Raw genomic sequence first — 17,111 nt, forward strand, 5'->3', positions numbered from 1 at the left:
ACCCGCGAAAATTCAAAGTTGGAGAGGGCTGACGGGAGGCCCCTCCCCGGTCATCCGACCAGGGAGGGAGATCCGGATCAGCTGTTCTCCAGCTCGACGTTCAGGCCGAGCGAGCGCATTTCCTTGACCAGCACGTTGAAGCTTTCCGGGATACCGGCTTCGAACGTGTCGTCGCCACGGACGATCGACTCGTAGACCTTGGTCCGGCCGGCCACGTCGTCGGACTTCACCGTCAGCATTTCCTGCAGGGTGTAGGCCGCGCCGTAGGCTTCCAGAGCCCACACTTCCATTTCCCCGAAGCGCTGACCGCCGAACTGGGCCTTACCACCCAGCGGCTGTTGCGTGACGAGCGAGTACGGACCGATCGAACGGGCGTGGATCTTGTCGTCGACCAGGTGGTGCAGCTTCAGCATGTAGATGTAGCCGACCGTGACCGGACGCTTGAACTGCTCGCCGGTCAGGCCGTCGAACAGGATCGACTGACCCGACTTGTTGACGCCGGCCATTTCGAGGTGACCCTCGATGTCGTCCATGCGCGCGCCGTCGAACACGGGGGTGGCGATCGGAACGCCCTTGCCCAGGTTCTTGGCCAGCTCGACCAGACCCTCTTCGGTGTCCGGCAGTTCTTCGTCCGGGCCGTAGATGTCACGCAGGCGATCGATCAGGGCCTGCTTCTGACCGCCGTGCTGCCAGTCTTCCAGCAGGTTGGTGATCTGCTTGCCGAGGTTGGCGCAGGCCCAGCCGAGGTGGGTCTCGAAGATCTGACCGACGTTCATGCGCGAAGGCACGCCCAGCGGGTTCAGGACGACGTCGACGTGCGTACCGTCGGCGAGGAACGGCATGTCCTCGATCGGCAGGATGCGCGAGATGACGCCCTTGTTGCCGTGACGGCCGGCCATCTTGTCGCCCGGCTGAAGCTTGCGCTTCACGGCCACGAAGACCTTGACCATCTTCATGACGCCCGGGGGCAGTTCGTCGCCGCGCTGCAGCTTGTCGACCTTGTCTTCGAAACGACGGTCGAGGCGCTTGCGGTTCTCGTCGAACAGACGGCGCAGGCTTTCCAGTTCGCCCATCGCCTTCTCGTCTTCGAGAGCGATCTGCCACCACAGACCCGAGGCGATCTGCGCCAGGCCTTCCGAGGTGATCTCGCCGCGCGACAGGCCCTTGGGACCAGACAGAGCGACCTTGCCGACCAGCAGCTCGCGCAGACGGCCCGAGATGTTGCGGTTCAGGATCGCGAACTCGTCGTCGCGGTCCTTGCCCAGACGGTCGATCTCGGCGCGTTCGATGGCCAGGGCGCGTTCGTCCTTGTCGACGCCGTGACGGTTGAAGACGCGAACGTCGACGATCGTGCCGGCGACGCCCGGGGGCAGGCGCAGGCTGGTGTCGCGGACGTCCGAGGCCTTTTCACCGAAGATGGCGCGCAGGAGCTTTTCTTCCGGCGTCATCGGGCTTTCGCCCTTCGGCGTGACCTTGCCGACCAGGATGTCGCCCGGCTGGACTTCGGCGCCGATCGCCACGATGCCGGCTTCGTCGAGGTTGCGCAGGGCTTCCTCGCCGACGTTCGGGATGTCGCGGGTGATTTCTTCCGGGCCGAGCTTCGTGTCGCGGGCCATGACTTCGAATTCCTCGATGTGGATCGAGGTGAAGACGTCGTCACGGACGATGCGTTCGGAGATCAGGATCGAGTCTTCGAAGTTGTAGCCGTTCCAGGGCATGAACGCGACGAGCGCGTTGCGGCCCAGGGCCAGTTCGCCCAGCTCGGTCGACGGGCCGTCGGCGATGATGTCGCCGGCGACGATCCGGTCGCCCACCTTCACCAGCGGACGCTGGTTGATGCAGGTCGACTGGTTCGAACGCTGGAACTTCGACATCCGGTAGATGTCGACGCCCGAACGGGCCGCGTCGGTTTCTTCCGTGGCGCGGATGACGACGCGGGTGCCGTCGATCTGTTCCACGACGCCGGTGCGCTTGGCGATGACGACGGCGCCCGAGTCACGGGCGACGACGGCTTCCATGCCGGTGCCGACCAGCGGGGCGTCCGACTGCACCAGCGGCACGGCCTGACGTTGCATGTTCGAACCCATGAGCGCGCGGTTGGCGTCATCGTTTTCGAGGAACGGGATCAGGGCGGCGGCCACCGACACGACTTGGCGCGGCGACACGTCCATCAGGTCGACCGTCTCCTTTTGCAGGAGCGTCGGTTCGCCGTTGATGCGGCCCGGGACCAGGTCGTCGACGATCTCGCCTTCGAACACCGCGATGTTCGACTGGGCGATGACGTGCTTGGATTCCTCCATCGCCGACATGTAGACGACTTCGTCCTGCGGCTTGCCGTCCTTCACGCGACGGTACGGGCTCTCGATGAAGCCGTACTTGTTGACGCGCGCGTGGGTGGCCAGCGAGTTGATCAGACCGATGTTCGGGCCTTCCGGCGTTTCAATCGGGCAGATGCGGCCGTAGTGGGTCGGGTGGACGTCGCGGACTTCGAAGCCGGCGCGCTCACGGGTCAGACCGCCCGGGCCGAGGGCCGAGAGACGACGCTTGTGGGTGATTTCCGACAGCGGGTTCGTCTGGTCCATGAACTGCGACAGCTGCGAGGAGCCGAAGAATTCGCGGACGGCGGCGGCGGCCGGCTTGGCGTTGATCAGGTCGTGCGGCATCACGGTGTCGATGTCGACGGACGACATGCGTTCCTTGATGGCGCGTTCCATGCGCAGCAGGCCGACGCGGTACTGGTTTTCCAGCAGCTCACCGACCGAGCGGACGCGACGGTTGCCCAGGTTGTCGATGTCGTCGATTTCGCCGCGACCGTCGCGCAGGCCCACCAGGACCTTCAGCACGGCCAGGACGTCGTCCTTGCGCAGGATGCGGACTTCGTCCGACACGTCCTGCTCCAGGCGCATGTTCATCTTCACGCGGCCCACCGACGACAGGTCGTAGCGCTCGGCGTCGAAGAACAGCGACTTGAACATCGCTTCGGCCGCTTCAACGGTCGGCGGCTCGCCCGGACGCATGACGCGATAGATGTCGAACAGCGCGTCTTCACGGACGGCGTTCTTGTCCACGCGCAGGGTGTTGCGCATGTAGGCGCCGACCGTGACGTGGTCGATGTCCAGCACGTCGATGGTGTCGAAGCCTTGATCGGCCAGGGCCTGGATCGAGGTGACGTCCAGCTCGTCGCCGGCTTCGGCGTAGATTTCACCGGTCGAGAAGTTGACCGCGTCGCGCGCCAGATAGCGGCCCGTCAGGGCTTCCGGAGCCAGCAGCAGGGTCTTGAGGCCGCCGTCGGCGAACTTCTTGGCCTGGCGAGCCGTGATCTTGGTGCCGGCCGGAGCGACTTCCTCGCCCGTGTCGGCGTCGACCAGCGGGAACTCCGGCTTCACGCCGCGCCAGCGCTCGGGCTTGTACGGGGTGGCCCAGCCGCCCGCGCGCTTTTCGAACGGGACGACGTCGTAGAACGTGGTCAGGATCTCTTCGCCGTCCATGCCCAGGGCATAGAGGAAGGTCGTGGCCGGCAGCTTACGGCGACGGTCGATACGGACGTAGACGATGTCCTTGGCGTCGAACTCGAAGTCCAGCCACGAGCCGCGGTACGGGATCACGCGGGCGGCGAACAGCAGCTTGCCCGAGGCGTGGGTCTTGCCCTTGTCGTGGTCGAAGAACACGCCCGGCGAGCGGTGCATCTGCGAGACGATGACGCGCTCGGTGCCGTTGACGATGAAGGTGCCCTTGTCCGTCATGAGCGGGATATCGCCCATGTAGACGTCCTGCTCCTTGATGTCCTTGACCGAGCGGGCGCCGGTTTCTTCTTCCGTTTCGAACACGATCAGGCGCAGCTTGACCTTCAGCGGCGCCGCGAAGGTCATGTCGCGCTGGATGCATTCCTCAACGTCGTACTTGGGCTCTTCGAACTCGTACGAAACATATTCCAGGACGGCGCGTTCGTTGAAGTCCTTGATCGGGAACACCGACTTGAAGACCGCTTCGACACCTTCGTCGCGACGCTGGCCCGGACGGACCTCGCGCTGCAGGAACTGTTCGTAGGAGGAGCGCTGAACCTCGATCAGGTTCGGCATCTGCACAGCTTCGGGGATGCGACCGAACGACTTCCGGATCCGCTTCTTGCCGGTGAAGGATTGCGCCATGTTGTTTCCCTGCGGCGCGGACGGAATCCGCGCGTGAATTCGAATGTCCGTAGCGTCCACCCTCGCCGCTCGCCTGCTGGAGGGAGCTGCGGACGCTGGAATTCCCCTGTCAGGCGACCGGGACCGGAAGCCTGAGGGCGCCCCTTCGCGCGATCGGAGGGCTGTTGATCGCGCCTCGGGGCGTAATACGGACGCGTGGATACGCTCCGCCGATGTAATCGTGAACGCGGGGATATAGGGGAACCGAGCGGGGAAGGAAAGGGGGATTCGTAAAGAGGCGTAAATAGGCCTTGCGAATTCCGTTCGCCTTGTACGGTCAGGCTTTCAACGAACCAGGTTCGGCCTAAGCCTGCTTGTTCAGCATCTTCATCACCAGCGAGACGCCCAGGGCGATCAGGCAGACGAAGAACGCGACCTTGGTGATGGCCCCGGCCACATTGGCGACGAAGCCCAGGACCCCGAACAGGATCATCAGGACGAGCAGGACACCGGCGACCTTGAGCATGGCAAAGCTTCCCTGAGGCTGACCCGCCGTTAGCGCACAGCTTGGCTTGGCGTTCCCTGCCTCAGGCCTGGAAGTCCACGAATTGGGGAACGGCGGTCCCGCCCAGCTTGTCGCCCTTGCGCTTGGCCTCCTCGCGGGCCGACTCCATGGCCTCTTCGATCTTGCGCCGCACGAACTCGTCGATCTTCTCCATGGCCTTGGCCCGGTCCTCCGGCGACATGGCCGCGAGCTTCTCCTCGGTCAGGCCCATCGCCTTCATGGCCTCTTCCTTCCAGCGCCGGATCTTCTCGGCCCAGGCCTCGGCCTTGGCCTGCTTGGCGAAGGCGGTCAGGCCCTTCTCGCGGACGGTGTCGATGTCGCTGTTGGACGCCGTGTCGGCGCGGGCGGTCGCCGTGCCGCGCGTACGATCGGCGCTGGCGGCGGCAAAGACCGCCCAGTTCCCATTCCCGTAGCTCGAGACCGACATTGCAGCCCTCCGCAGCGACCACGCCCGGAGGTTGCAAGAAACACGCCACGCGAGCGGCGTTGAAAAGCTTGAGCTTTGTCAGGCCCGCCAGAGACCGATGGCGCCCTTGGGCCCGCACAGCACGGCGGATTTTTCCGAGCTGAGGCGCACGGTGTTCATTGGCGCGGCCGAGACCCGCTGGAACGGCGCGCCCTTGCGGCTGACGATCGTGCCGGCCAGGCCCGTGGCGATGACGGTCGAGCCCTTGACCGAGATCCCCGACAGATAGCCCGCCGGCGCGGCGACCGGCTCGAAGCTGACCCGGCCCGGGTCCAGCCGCGCCAGGTTCACGCCCTCGGCCCGTGGCTTCTGGTAGTCGCCGCCGCAGACCCACAGCACGCCGTGCTTGTCATAGGCCACGGCGAAGGCGCCCTTCGACGCCGCATCGCCCAGGATCGGCGTGTCGGTGGCGACAAACACCCCGCCCCCGCCGCGCGAGACATAGACCCGCGCCTTGCCCGCACCGCCGGTGCAGAAGGCGACCTGGCCGCGCGGGCCGATCGCCACGCAGCCGTTGCTGGCCGCGAAGGCCCCCTCGTTCGGCGCGGCCGGCGGCACGCCCTCGTCCTTCAGGCGCGCCCAGGTCTCGCCGCCGTCGGCGGTGTAGAGCACCGTGAACCGCCCTTGCGTCGGATCGCCCAGGATGAAGCCGCGCTTCTTGTCGACGAAGGCGATCGAGTCCCAGAAGCCGTCCCGGTCCTGGTTGGCGGCGATCCGCTTCCAGGTCTTGCCGCCGTCCCTGGTGCGCCACAGCTGCGAGGCCTCGGCCGGCCCGGCGCTCATGGCCAGGACGTGGTTGTCGTCGAAGGCGTGCAGGCCGCGGAAGTCGAGCGTCTCGGCCCCGACGATCCGCATCCCGTCCTGCCGCTCGTCATGCCCCCGCACCAGCCAGCCCTTCGAGCCGGACGCCCAGTAGCTCTTGCCCCCGGTCGGCGAGAGGCCGCGCAGCTCGCTGTCCACCACCGAAGCCGGCATGCGGATGCCGCCCACACCCTCGGCGAGGCCGTCCTGAGCGAAGGCCGGCGTGGCGGCCAGGGCGGCGGCGCCGACGATCAGGTCGCGGCGCGAGGGGGTGTGGATCATGACGACGGCCTTTCGACGAACCGTCAGCTTAGGAAGCGTCGGCGTCCTGGTTCAAGGCCTCTGTCAGGACGCCTTGCTCAGCATCGTCAGCGCGATCCGCGCGCCGACCAGCAGGACCAGGCCCAGCAGGGTCAGGAACACCTGCCCCGCGCCGCCCGGCCGATGCAGCGCCACGCGCCGGCTCGGCTTGTCCCACGGCGCGTGGCCGTCGTCCTTCAGCCAGGAGAAGCCGGCGAACTGCGTGAACAGCGAGATCAGCGGGATGCCCATGGCCATGCCCTGGAACCACACGCGGATCTCCCGCCACAGCGCGGCGAACACCCCGATCGGCCGCCCGTCGGGCCGCACGATCTTGATCCCGAACAGCCACTTGCCCAGCGTCCCGCCGGTCATGCCCAGCAGGATGGCGTTGCCCGGTATCGCCACCACCAAGGTCAGCAGGACATCGGCCAGCTTGCCCATCGCCGTCGTCGTCAGGAACTTGAAGAAGGCCGTGGTCGGCTCGGGCGCGACGAATCCGCCGACGAAACCGATCACCCCCCAGGTCAGGCCGCCCGTCACCACGATGTCCAACATCCGCGCCCAGTAGCGCCGCCAGGCGTGCGGCTTGCGGTCGGTCCAGCCGCTGACAGGCGCGGCCGGCGCCGGCGTCAGGACGAAGGGCGCGGAGTCCTCGGGAAACGCGCGCGGCGCCGGCGCGGCGAACGGCGCGTCCCAAGGTGAAGGCGAAGGCGCGGGCGCCGGCAGGGCGGGCGCGGGTCTCGGAGCCGGCAAGGGAACTGGCGCGGCCGAGCGCACGCCGAACGGGGCCAGTTCCGGCAACCATTGCGACAGCGGCGCCCACTGCATGCCCTCGACCGGACAGACGGGCGTGTCGATGGTGATCAGCCGCTCGCGCAGGAACAGGGCCAGCTCGTCCGTCGAGACGGGACCGGCTTCCCCCTGCGGGCCGGCATAGCCCCAATAGCGCTGCGACATCCAGGATCCCCCGCCCACGCATCACCCCTACGCGAACCCAGGTCGTGACCGCATCGGGGCTCATCCTCCGGGCGAGCGGCTTCATCCGCCGGGCGAGCGCGCAAAAGAAAACGGCCCCGGAGGTTTCCCTCCGAGACCGTTCCAGCAGTTCCAAAAGGAACCCGATCCCAGCGAAAGCTGGGGCCAGATTACTTGATTTGGATCTTGGCGCCGGCTTCCGTCAGCTTCTTGGCGACTTCGTCGGCTTGTTGCTTCGAGACGTTTTCGACGACGTTCTGCGGAGCGCCTTCGACCAGGTCCTTGGCTTCCTTCAGGCCGAGGTCCGGACGGACGCCGCGGACTTCCTTGATCACGTTGATCTTCTTGTCGCCGCCGTCGACCAGGACAACGGTGAACTCGGTTTGCTCTTCAGCAGCTTCAACCGGGGCGGCAGCGCCACCGGCAGCGGCGACGGCGACCGGAGCGGCGGCCGAGACGCCCCACTTTTCTTCCAGCAGCTTCGACAGTTCAGCGGCTTCCAGCACCGACAGGGTGGACAGTTCTTCGACCAGCTTTTCGAGCTTCGACATGTGTCAGTTCCTTAGAGAGATTGGGATAGATATGCGGGGATGACCGTTACGCGGCGTCTTTGGTCGCGTAGGCGTTGAAAACGCGAGCCAGCTGGGCAGCCGGGGCCTGCAGGACGCCAGCGATCTTGGTCGCCGGAGCCTGGATGAGGCCGATAAGCTTGCCACGCAGTTCGTCCAGCGACGGCAGCGTCGCCAGAGCACGCACGCCAGCTTCGTCCAGCACGTTGGTCTGGTCCAGAACGCCACCGACAATCTTGAGCTTGTCGTTTTCTTTGGCGAACTGCACCGCGACCTTGGCGGCCGAGACAGCGTCCGGGCCGTAGGCGATGGCGACCGGGCCGGTGAACAGGGCGGAGCCCGTGTCACCAAGCTTGCCGTCCAGAGCCTTGAGGGCCAGGGTGTTCTTCACAACCTTGATCGCGGCGCCTTCCTTGCGGAGGCGAAGACGAAGGTCGGTCATTTCCGCAACGGTCAGACCCATGTAGTGGGTCACGACGACAGCGCCGGCATCGGCGAAGACGCTTTTCAGCGACTCGATCGATTCCTGCTTTTGAGCGCGGTCCATTGCGGTCTCCTACTCAATAACAGCGGCCGGACCATTCCGGCAGCCAGATGCGGTCCCATGCGGAATTGCTCCCGCTTGCGAGTCGCATATGCCTGTTTCAAGGAAAGTCGGCCGCGTTCCGGTCTCGGACCGATTAGGTCACGAGCAGGAAGACTTGGCGTCTCTATCCCTGTCTCCCGACGGCGAGGAAGGGCTCTTCCTCGATTATGGCGTTGGTGACCCCACGCCCCGTAGTTCTCAAACAGGTTCTCCGTCGGACCGGAGTCCAGCGAAGAGGCGGGCCGTATAGACGAACTGACGGCGGATATCAACAGGCGAGCGATAGGAGGATTGTCAAAGTCGTGGCCTACTCCTCGCCGCCGAGGGAGATCTCCATGCGCCGCACCGCCGCCATCCTGACCGCCGCTCTGCTATCGGTCCCGGCCCTGGCCCACGCGGCTGGGCCTGAAGCGCTTCCGGACCGCTTCATCGCCGCCTGGAACACCCACGATCCGAAGGCCTTCGAGGCGCTCTACACGCCCGACGCCATCTGGGTGCCTGTCGCCGAAGAGCGGACCCACGGCCGCGAGGCCATCGTGTCGGAATTCGCCAAGGTCCATGTCGGCGGCTGGGCGGCCAAGACCACGATCACCAAGAAGGACGTTCCCGAGGTGCACATGCTGCGCCCCGACGTGGCGACGATCTTCTTCCACATGGACTTCCTGATGAACGGCCAGCCCGTGCCCGGCCTGCAGCGGGCCATGGTCCTGGTGGCGACGTCCGAGAAGGGCGAGTGGAAGATCGCCACCGGTCAGCTGACCAAGGAATCGCCGGCCAAGTGACGGCTCCCCAAGCGCGACCGGACCATGCTTTATGGTCGCGCACCGAGGGGCCCACCATGCATCGCACCATCGCCGCGCTGACCGCGCTTCTGCTCGCTGTCGCCAGTCCGGCTTTCGCCGAGCTCAAGGCCCCACCGACACCCAGGGCCGTGGTCACCGATCCTGTACGCGACAAGGATCACCCGGCCGACATGGCCGCCTTCCAGGTCGACATCGCGGGCTCGAAGGTCAACGCCATCCTCTACACGGCCTCGGGCGACCAGCCGCATCCGACCCTGCTGTTCCTGCACGGCTTCCCGGGCAACGAGACCAATATCGATCTGCTGCAGGCCGTGCGCCGCGCCGGCTGGAACGCCATGCGCATCAACTATCGCGGCTCGTGGGGCAGCCAGGGCACGTTCAGCTTCGCCAATGCCCGCGCCGACGGCGAGGCGGCCGTGGCCTGGCTGCTGGATCCCGCCAATGCCGCCAAATACCATATCGATCCTGCGCGCATCGTCGTGGCCGGCCACAGCATGGGCGGCTTCATGGCCGCCGACGCGGTCGCCGCCGAGCCGCGCGTGGCCGGGGCGGTGCTGATCGACTCCTGGGACATCGGCTCGCGCAGCGAGCGGATCACCTCGCCCGAAGCCCGCAAGGCCGTGATCGAGGGCATGCGCCCCGACACCGCCCCCCTGGCCACGACGCCCGAGGCCCTGGTCGCCGAGATCGAGCGCGACGCCGACAAGCTGGACCTGGAGAAGCTCACCGCCCAGATCTCCGACCGCCCGCTGCTGCTGATCGGCGCCGAGTTCGCCGGCGCGCCGGGCACGCGCAAGCTGGCCGCCGCCGCGCGCGGCGCGGGCGCAAAGGCGCTGACCGAAACCTACATGGCCACCGACCACAGCTTCTCGGACGCGCGCATCGCGCTGGAGAGCGAGGTGATCCGCTGGCTGGCCCGGTTCGATCCGACGATCGCGCCGACCGGGCCGCGGATTCCGCTGAAGGCCGCCTATGATCCGAACAACGTCTTCGCCAGGATCATCCGGGGCGAGCTGCCGGCCTACAAGGTCTATGAGGACGCCGATGTCCTGGCCTTCATGGATCGCGCCCCGCTGGAGTCCGGCCATGTGCTGGTGATCTCCAAGACCGCCAAGGCCCGCACCCTGCTGGACATCGCCCCCAAGGACCTCGCCAAGGTCATGGCCGTCGCCCAGAAGGTCGGCCAGGCCGAGGTCGACGCCTTGGGGCTGGAAGGCTTCATGCTTATCCAGAACAACGGCGTCGGCCAGAGCGTGCCGCACCTGCATGTCCACGTGATCCCGCGCATCGCCGGCAAGCCGGTCTACCTGGCCGAGAACGCGCCGGCCGATCCGAAGGACCTCGAGGCGATGGCCGCCAAGATCAAGGCGGCGATGAAACCCTAGAGCCGGGCCAGCGCCTGCTTGCCCGCCGCCACGCCGGTGGCGAAGCAGGCCTGAAGCAGGTAGCCGCCGGTCGGGGCCTCCCAGTCCAGCATCTCGCCGGCCAGGATGATGTTCGGTCGATCGCGCAGCGCCAGGCCGTCCAAGCTCTCGAACGTCACGCCGCCGGCCGCCGAGATGGCGCGGTCCAGCGGCTGGACGGCGGTCAGCACGATCGGCGCGGCCTTGATGGCCTGAGCGAGAACCGCAGGCTCGGCCGGCAGGTCCAGGCCGTGCGCCTCGCGCAGCAGATTGACCTCGACCGGCGACAGCTTGACCGCCTTGCGCAGGAAATTGGCCAGGCTCTGGCCGCCACGCGGCGCGCGCAGCCGGCGCTCCAGGGTCTCGACGGGGATGTCTGGCCGCAGGTCGATGGTCAGCACCGCCTTGCCCTCGGCCTCGACCGCATCGCGAAGGCTAGCGGCCAGCGCATAGACCGCCCCGCCTTCCAGGCCGTAGCCGGCGACCATGGCGTCACCCCGCGCGTGCGCTTCGCCGTGGCGCAGGCCGATGTTCTTCAGCGGCTCGCCGGCGAAGCGCTCGCGGAACACCTCGCTCCAGGCGACATCGAACCCGCAATTGGCGGCGCGGAACGGCGCGACCTCGGCAAGCCCTTCAAGCGCCGGAACCCAGGCCGCGTCCGAGCCAAGCTTGGCCCAGCTGGCCCCGCCCAGCGCCAGGACCACCGCCTTGGCCCGCACGACCTCGCCATTGATCAGCAGGCCGCCATCCGCGCTCCAGCCGGTCCACTCGGCCCGCGTCCGCAACTGCACGCCCAGCCCCTCCAGCCGCGCCAGCCAGGCCCGCAACAGCGGCGAGGCCTTCATCGCCTTCGGAAACACCCGACCACTGGCCCCGACGAAGGTCGCCTGCCCCAGTCCCTCGGCCCAGGCGACGAGATCCTTCGGCGCGAACGCCTCCAGCATCGGCGCCAGCGCCGCCGACCGCGCGCCGTAACGCTGCGAGAACCGCTCGAACTCCTCGGAATGCGTAAGATTGAGCCCGCCTCGCCCAGCCATCAGGAACTTGCGCCCAAACGTCGGCATCTTCTCGAACACCGCCACGGACTTCCCGGCGCGCGCCACGGTCTCGGCCGCCATCAGCCCAGCCGGCCCACCACCGATCACGGCGACGTCGAAGGTCTGGTCCTGACTCACGCGGCCTCGATATCGGTCTGGGAAAAGTCGTCGCCCTTGTAGAGAAGCGGCACGCCGTGAATCTTCGCGCAGGCATAGGCGAAGCAGTCGCCCATGTTGAGCTTGGCCGGATGCACACCCTTGCCGAAACGCGAAAAGGCATCGAGCGCCATGGTCGCCTCCCGAAGACCAATGTCCACGGTCACGATCTCGGCCAAGCCCAGGTAGCGCAGCATCTCGGCCTCGGCTTCGGCGACAGTCAGCCCCTTACCGCGCACAAGACTGCGGACGGTCTCCCAGACCGCTATACCCGACGTCACGGCGCCGACCGCGCTGGCAAGACGCTCTTCAAAGCGGTCTCGGTCAGCTTCGCCCAACAGGATGGCGCAGAATGCGGAGGCGTCGACGAACATCTAGTCGCCGGACATCTCGTCGAAGAACGCCTTGTCGACCTTCATGCCCGTGTCTGGCAACGCAGCGATCCGATCGCTTACGCTGCGCATGCGCGCCAACTTCTCGGCTCGCCCTTTTTCATCGGCTTCGCGAGCGCGCCGGACCGCCAACTTGATGGCGTCCGTGATCCCCACGCGGTTGTCCTCGGCATATTGGCGCAACATGGCGTCAGCTTCGGCGTCTCGGACATGGAAGGGCATCAGGCATCTCCGTCTAGACGAAAGATAGCATCGGCTAGCCGAACCACCAAACCCGCCCCAAACGCAAGACGGGCGCTGGATTGCTCCAGCGCCCGTCCAGGTAACTTAAGCTTCAGAAGGCGATTAGCCGACCGAGGCGGTGTCCACCTTGAAGCCCGGACCCATCGTCGACGACAGGCCGATACGCTTCACGTAGATGCCCTTGGCGCCCGACGGCTTGGCCTTGTTCAGGGCGTCGATGAGCGCCTTGACGTTGATGACCAGGGCTTCGTCGGTGAACGAGGCCTTGCCGATGCCGGCGTGGACGATGCCCGCCTTCTCGACGCGGAACTCGACGGCGCCGCCCTTGGCGTCCTTAACGGCTTGACCGACGTTCGGGGTCACGGTGCCGACCTTCGGGTTCGGCATCAGGCCGCGCGGGCCCAGCACCTTACCGAGGCGACCGACCAGGGCCATCATGTCCGGCGACGCGATGACGCGGTCGAAGTCCATGAAGCCGCCGGCGATCTTTTCGTACAGGTCTTCGGCGCCGACGTGCTCGGCGCCCGCCGCGGTCGCTTCAGCGGCCTTGGCGTCCTTAGCGAAGACGGCGACGCGGACGTCACGGCCGGTGCCCGACGGCAGGTTCACGACGCCACGGACCTGTTGGTCGGCGTGACGCGGATCGACGCCGAGGTTGACCGAGATTTCGATCGACTCGTCGAACTTGGCCTTGGCGTTGGCCTTGACCAGGGCGATGGCGGCTTCGACCGTGTGGGCCGCTTCGCGGTCGCCGGTCCAGGCTTGGATGCGCTTGGGTTGCTTAGCCATGTGATTAGGCCTCCACGATCTTCAGGCCCATGGCCTTGGCGGAGCCTTCGATGATCTTGGCCGCGGCCTCGATGTCGTTGGCGTTCAGGTCCTTCATCTTCTTTTCGGCGATCTCGCGCAGTTGCGTGCGCGTGACTTCACCGACGGTCTCACGACCGGTCAGCTTCGCACCCGACTTCAGACCGGTGATCTGCTTCAGGTAGTGCGTCGCCGGGGGCGTCTTGGTGATGAAGGTGAACGACTTGTCTTGGTAGACAGTGATCACGGTCGGCAGGGGCGTGCCCTTTTCGACGTTCTCGGTGCGCGCGTTGAACTCCTTACAGAAGCCCATGATGTTGACGCCGCGCTGACCCAGAGCCGGGCCGATGGGGGGCGAAGGCGTGGCCGAGCCAGCCTTCACCTGGAGCTTGATGTAGCCCAGGATCTTCTTAGCCATAATATCCTCACTTGTGAGCCGTGGTCCGGGCTTGGCGGCCCTCCCACGGATTTGACCTGTCGCCAAAACGACAAGCACGCCCCAGGACCAGGGTCCGGGAGCGAGGCGCGGCGTTTAGCAGGCGTGCGCTAGAGAGTCAAAGCCTGCTAGGCCGCGTTCGGGCAGCAGCGCAGCATCGTGTAGAACTGCGACGTCAGCTCGGATCGCGCCGCGTCGGTGGCGCAGGCCGCCGCCGGGGCCAGGACGGCCGCCTGGCTGGTCTCCAGGAACACCGCGTCGCTGGCGTCGCCGCACGCCCAGTCATAGATCGCGCCCAGATAGTTGGCGTAGATCATCCGCCCCAGGCGGTCGGGATCGATATGCGGGGCGATCTCGCCGCTGGCCTGGGCCTGGATCATCGCCTGGATGACGATCTGGGCGACGTCGCGGCCCAGGTGCGTGCCTTCGAACAGCACCCGCGGGATCCGCACCAGCACCTGCCGATAGAGGTGGGCGTCGTCGATATAGTGCTGGGCCGAGACCCGCGCGGCCTCCAGCGCGAACGCCACGCCCCTGGCCGCCGAACGGTTCAGCTGCGACTCGACCCGGTTCATGGCCACGTTGATGACCGCCAGGGCGATCGCGTCCAGCCCGCCGATCAGGTTGTAGATGGTCTGGGGCGAGACCTGGGCGGTTGCGGCGATTTGACTCAGGGAGACCTTGTCGAACTCGTGCTCACGCCACAGAACGGCGGCCGCGCCGACGATCTCGGCGTATCGGCGCGCCTTGCCCAGTTCCCGCAGGGCCATGCCAGAGTTTGGAGCTGAATCCATTTTCATTGATGCGTCTATTTTTAGACTGTATTCCATTTTCCGAACAAGCGGAACCATGCGGCCGACGCAAAGGGCCGGATTCAGAAAGCAAGCACTTGGCACTCTTCGACTCGCACTCCGCCCTGGCCGCCCGCTACGAGGCCGCGCGTGCTTCCGGCCAGATGCCGACCGGCGTGGTGATGGACCAGCTCCTCTCGGCCAGCGAGGCGATCATCAACGGCCGCAAGACCGTGACGGTTGGGACGCACAACTATCTGGGCCTGGCCTTCGACGAGGCCAGCATCGAGGCCGCGGTCGAAGCCGTCCGTCGCGAAGGCACCGGCACCTGCGGCTCGCGGATCGCCAACGGCTCGTTCTCGGACCACGTCGCGCTGGAGCGTGAACTGGCCGACCTGCACGGCATGCGCCATTCGATGGTGTTCTCGACCGGCTATCAGGCCAATCTCGGGATCATCTCGACTCTGGTGGGCGCCGGCGACTTCCTGCTGCTGGACGCCGACAGCCACGCCTCGATCTACGACGCCTGCAAGCAGACCCAAGCCAGCGCCATCCGCTTCAAGCACAACGACGCCGCCGACCTGGACAAGCGCCTGCGCCGCCTGGCCGGCGAGCCGGGCAACAAGCTGGTCGTGGTCGAGGGTATCTATTCGATGCTGGGCGACATGGCCCCGCTGAAGGCCATCGTCGAGGTCGCCAAGCGCCATGGCGCCTATATCCTGGTGGACGAGGCCCACTCGATGGGCGTGCTGGGCGACAACGGCTGCGGCCTGGCCGAGCAGGAAGGCCTGCTGGACCAGGTCGACTTCGTGGTCGGCACCTTCTCCAAGAGCCTGGGCGCCGTCGGCGGCTACTGCGTGTCCAACCACGAGCAGTTCGACATCCTGCGCATCGCTTGCCGCCCCTACATGTTCACCGCCTCGCTGCCGCCGGCCACCGTCGCCTCGGTGCGCGCCTCGCTGAAGGCCGTGAAGGAGCGTCCGCACCTGCGCGCCAAGCTGTGGGCCAACGTCAACCGCCTCTACAGCGCGCTCAACGCCGCCGGCTTCGAGCTGGGCTCGACGCCCAGCCCGATCGTCGCGGTGTGCCTGCCGTCGGACGAGATCACCATGGCCATGTGGCGCGCGCTGCTGGAGGCCGGCTTCTACGTCAATATCGGCCTGCCGCCGGCCACGCCGTCGGGCGAGAGCCTGCTGCGCTGCGCCATCTCGGCCGCGCACAGCGAGGCGCAGATGGACGGCCTGGCGCAAGCCCTGATCCGCCTGGGCCACGAGTTCGGCGTGCTGGAGAAGCAGCGCCTGATGGCGAAGGCCTAAGCCTTCGCCAGCTCGGCCTCGACCTGGCCGAGCCGCTCCTTGCCGAAGAACATCTCGCTCCCGACGAAGAAGGTCGGGATGCCGAACACGCCGCGCGCGACGGCGGCGTCGGTGTTGGCCATCAGCTGAGCCTTCACCTCGGGGTCGCCGGTCGCCGCCAGCAGGGCCGCGCCGTCGAGGCCGGCCGCATCGGCCGTGGCCACGAACACCTCTGGGTCGTCGAGCTTGCGGCCCTCTTCCCACATGCCCTTCAGCATCGCGTCGAGATAGGCCTCGCCGACACCCGCGCGCTGGGCGGCGATCTGGCCGCGCATCAGCAGCAGGGTGTTGACCGGGAAGTGCGGGTTGAACCGGAAGGCCTGCAACCCGTGCGCCTCGATGAAGCGGCGCATCTCCAGCATCTCGTAGTCCAGCTTGCCCTTCACCCCGCTGAAGGCCACGCCCGGCGCCTGGTTGCCGGTGGCCTTGAAGATGCCGCCCAGCAGGCACGGCAGCAGGGTCACGCTCGCACCATGGCGGGCGGCCATGGCCGGCAGCACCTTCCAGGCCAGGTAGGCGTTGGGGCTGCCGAAGTCGAAGATGAAGTCGACGGATTTGCTCACCAGGTTTCTCCCCAAGGGCGCAGGTCGATCTCGTGGGTCCAGGCCGAGCGCGGCTGATCGTGCAGCCAGACATAGTTCGCGGCGATCTCGGCGGGCTTGAGGATTTCGTCGCGATCCAGCAGGCCCTGGACGTCGTCGCGCATCGAGCGGGTGAAGACGCCATCGATCGCCCCATCGACCACGATGTGCGCGACGTGGATTCCCTTGGGTCCCAGCTCCCGCGCCGCGCTCTGGGCCACGGCGCGAAGGCCGGCCTTGGCCGAGGCGAAGGCGGAAAAGCCGTCCTTGCCGCGCAGGGACGCGCTGGCGCCGGTGAACAGGATCGTGCCGCGACCGCGCGGGACCATCACCCGCGCCGCCTCGCGGGCGGTGAGGAAGCCGGCGAAACAGGCCATCTCCCAGACCTTGCTGAACACCTGGGCCGTGGTCTCGGTCAGGCCGAAGCGGACGTTCGCGCCGATGTTGAAAACCACAATCTCCAGCGGCCCGACCTCGGCTTCGATCTTGTCGACCAGCGCGATCATCTCGGCCTCCTGGCGGGCGTCGACGCCGTAGGCGCGAGCGCCGCCGCCGATCTCGGCGGCCAGGGCCTCCAGCTGGTCCAGATGGCGCGGGCGGCGGGTCATACAGACCGTGTAGCCCTCAGCCGCGAACGCCTTGGAGATCGCGCTCCCGACTCCGTCGCCGACACCCACCACCAGGCAGGCGCCCTTGGAGCTGCTCATTGTCGCTT

16 protein-coding genes and 2 pseudogenes are annotated in these 17,111 nt (G+C 66.9%); 3 read left to right on the plus strand and 15 right to left on the minus strand.

Translation table 11 applies throughout. From position 1 onward, the window contains the following. Positions 1–77: 77 nt before the first annotated feature. The 7 genes from rpoB to rplJ form a co-directional block, all read right to left on the minus strand. Positions 78–4,148 (minus strand): DNA-directed RNA polymerase subunit beta, encoded by a 4,071-nt coding sequence (gene rpoB / locus AC07NI_RS09710; protein WP_494618390.1) that lies wholly within the window; start codon positions 4,146–4,148, stop codon positions 78–80. A gap of 343 nt (positions 4,149–4,491) precedes the next feature. Then, positions 4,492–4,653 (minus strand): hypothetical protein, encoded by a 162-nt coding sequence (locus AC07NI_RS09715; protein WP_494618392.1) that lies wholly within the window; start codon positions 4,651–4,653, stop codon positions 4,492–4,494. 61 nt (positions 4,654–4,714) lie between these two features. Further along, positions 4,715–5,119, minus strand: a complete 405-nt coding sequence (locus AC07NI_RS09720; protein ID WP_494618395.1) for a hypothetical protein — start codon at positions 5,117–5,119, stop codon at positions 4,715–4,717. Positions 5,120–5,197: 78 nt separating this feature from the next. Further along, positions 5,198–6,241, minus strand: coding sequence for a WD40/YVTN/BNR-like repeat-containing protein (locus tag AC07NI_RS09725; RefSeq protein ID WP_494618398.1), 1,044 nt, complete (start codon positions 6,239–6,241; stop codon positions 5,198–5,200). 63 nt (positions 6,242–6,304) lie between these two features. Continuing rightward, entirely contained in the window at positions 6,305–7,219 is a 915-nt protein-coding gene (locus tag AC07NI_RS09730; protein ID WP_494618403.1) for an RDD family protein, read from the minus strand. A gap of 188 nt (positions 7,220–7,407) precedes the next feature. After that, positions 7,408–7,788 (minus strand): 50S ribosomal protein L7/L12, encoded by a 381-nt coding sequence (gene rplL, locus AC07NI_RS09735; RefSeq protein ID WP_492924812.1) that lies wholly within the window; start codon positions 7,786–7,788, stop codon positions 7,408–7,410. 46 nt (positions 7,789–7,834) lie between these two features. After that, complete coding sequence (gene rplJ / locus AC07NI_RS09740) at positions 7,835–8,353, minus strand: 50S ribosomal protein L10 (protein ID WP_494618406.1); 519 nt, start codon at positions 8,351–8,353, stop codon at positions 7,835–7,837. A 374-nt stretch (positions 8,354–8,727) separates the two neighbouring features. On the opposite strand from rplJ, the gene AC07NI_RS09745 reads away from it, so the two are divergent. Continuing rightward, positions 8,728–9,174: an SgcJ/EcaC family oxidoreductase gene (locus AC07NI_RS09745; protein WP_494618408.1), complete on the plus strand. Its 447-nt coding sequence runs from the start codon at positions 8,728–8,730 to the stop codon at positions 9,172–9,174. Positions 9,175–9,230: 56 nt separating this feature from the next. Next, complete coding sequence (locus AC07NI_RS09750; protein ID WP_494618410.1) at positions 9,231–10,580, plus strand: alpha/beta fold hydrolase; 1,350 nt, start codon at positions 9,231–9,233, stop codon at positions 10,578–10,580. Here AC07NI_RS09750 and AC07NI_RS09755 read toward each other — a convergent pair. The 6 genes and pseudogenes from AC07NI_RS09755 to AC07NI_RS09780 all read right to left on the minus strand — a co-directional run bounded on the left by AC07NI_RS09755 (position 10,577) and on the right by AC07NI_RS09780 (position 14,439). Further along, positions 10,577–11,849: pseudogene (locus AC07NI_RS09755) on the minus strand (BaiN/RdsA family NAD(P)/FAD-dependent oxidoreductase). The gene AC07NI_RS09750 and the pseudogene AC07NI_RS09755 sit on opposite strands and share 4 nt — an antisense overlap. Further along, positions 11,845–12,165 (minus strand): annotated as a pseudogene (locus AC07NI_RS09760) (type II toxin-antitoxin system VapC family toxin); the annotation flags it as partial. The pseudogenes AC07NI_RS09760 and AC07NI_RS09755, both read right to left, overlap by 5 nt. Then, on the minus strand, positions 12,166–12,405 hold the full coding sequence (locus AC07NI_RS09765; RefSeq protein WP_494618412.1) for a type II toxin-antitoxin system VapB family antitoxin: 240 nt from the start codon (positions 12,403–12,405) through the stop codon (positions 12,166–12,168). It abuts the pseudogene before it with no gap. Positions 12,406–12,528: 123 nt separating this feature from the next. Then, a complete protein-coding gene (rplA, locus tag AC07NI_RS09770; RefSeq protein WP_494618414.1) occupies positions 12,529–13,215 on the minus strand; it encodes a 50S ribosomal protein L1 in 687 nt (228 codons plus the stop codon). A 4-nt stretch (positions 13,216–13,219) separates the two neighbouring features. Next, entirely contained in the window at positions 13,220–13,651 is a 432-nt protein-coding gene (gene rplK, locus AC07NI_RS09775; protein ID WP_058346464.1) for a 50S ribosomal protein L11, read from the minus strand. A 146-nt stretch (positions 13,652–13,797) separates the two neighbouring features. After that, entirely contained in the window at positions 13,798–14,439 is a 642-nt protein-coding gene (locus tag AC07NI_RS09780; RefSeq protein WP_494618418.1) for a TetR/AcrR family transcriptional regulator, read from the minus strand. Positions 14,440–14,558: 119 nt separating this feature from the next. On the opposite strand from AC07NI_RS09780, the gene spt reads away from it, so the two are divergent. Further along, positions 14,559–15,776 carry a serine palmitoyltransferase gene (gene spt, locus AC07NI_RS09785; protein WP_494618421.1) on the plus strand — a complete coding sequence of 406 codons (1,218 nt, stop codon included), beginning with the start codon at positions 14,559–14,561 and terminating at the stop codon, positions 15,774–15,776. Here the strand turns inward: spt and AC07NI_RS09790 are convergent. Together AC07NI_RS09790 and AC07NI_RS09795 are read right to left on the minus strand one after the other, a co-directional pair. After that, entirely contained in the window at positions 15,773–16,393 is a 621-nt protein-coding gene (locus AC07NI_RS09790) for a 2-hydroxychromene-2-carboxylate isomerase (RefSeq protein WP_494618423.1), read from the minus strand. The genes spt and AC07NI_RS09790 overlap by 4 nt on opposite strands. Then, a complete protein-coding gene (locus tag AC07NI_RS09795; RefSeq protein ID WP_494618425.1) occupies positions 16,375–17,103 on the minus strand; it encodes an SDR family oxidoreductase in 729 nt (242 codons plus the stop codon). Before AC07NI_RS09795 ends, AC07NI_RS09790 begins: the two co-directional genes overlap by 19 nt. Positions 17,104–17,111: the final 8 nt, after the last annotated feature.

It is taken from the genome of Caulobacter sp. GW821-FHT10E02 (genome assembly GCF_059415225.1).

Bases quoted from the DNA above. Each gene is read 5' to 3' on its own strand.
- rpoB (WP_494618390.1), bottom strand. From the start codon at position 4,148: ATGGCGCAATCCTTCACCGGCAAGAAGCGGATCCGGAAGTCGTTCGGT.
- AC07NI_RS09715 (WP_494618392.1), bottom strand. From the start codon at position 4,653: ATGCTCAAGGTCGCCGGTGTCCTGCTCGTCCTGATGATCCTGTTCGGG.
- AC07NI_RS09720 (WP_494618395.1), bottom strand. From the start codon at position 5,119: ATGTCGGTCTCGAGCTACGGGAATGGGAACTGGGCGGTCTTTGCCGCC.
- AC07NI_RS09725 (WP_494618398.1), bottom strand. From the start codon at position 6,241: ATGATCCACACCCCCTCGCGCCGCGACCTGATCGTCGGCGCCGCCGCC.
- AC07NI_RS09730 (WP_494618403.1), bottom strand. From the start codon at position 7,219: ATGTCGCAGCGCTATTGGGGCTATGCCGGCCCGCAGGGGGAAGCCGGT.
- rplL (WP_492924812.1), bottom strand. From the start codon at position 7,788: ATGTCGAAGCTCGAAAAGCTGGTCGAAGAACTGTCCACCCTGTCGGTG.
- rplJ (WP_494618406.1), bottom strand. From the start codon at position 8,353: ATGGACCGCGCTCAAAAGCAGGAATCGATCGAGTCGCTGAAAAGCGTC.
- AC07NI_RS09745 (WP_494618408.1), top strand. From the start codon at position 8,728: ATGCGCCGCACCGCCGCCATCCTGACCGCCGCTCTGCTATCGGTCCCG.
- AC07NI_RS09750 (WP_494618410.1), top strand. From the start codon at position 9,231: ATGCATCGCACCATCGCCGCGCTGACCGCGCTTCTGCTCGCTGTCGCC.
- AC07NI_RS09765 (WP_494618412.1), bottom strand. From the start codon at position 12,405: ATGCCCTTCCATGTCCGAGACGCCGAAGCTGACGCCATGTTGCGCCAA.
- rplA (WP_494618414.1), bottom strand. From the start codon at position 13,215: ATGGCTAAGCAACCCAAGCGCATCCAAGCCTGGACCGGCGACCGCGAA.
- rplK (WP_058346464.1), bottom strand. From the start codon at position 13,651: ATGGCTAAGAAGATCCTGGGCTACATCAAGCTCCAGGTGAAGGCTGGC.
- AC07NI_RS09780 (WP_494618418.1), bottom strand. From the start codon at position 14,439: ATGGCCCTGCGGGAACTGGGCAAGGCGCGCCGATACGCCGAGATCGTC.
- AC07NI_RS09795 (WP_494618425.1), bottom strand. From the start codon at position 17,103: ATGAGCAGCTCCAAGGGCGCCTGCCTGGTGGTGGGTGTCGGCGACGGA.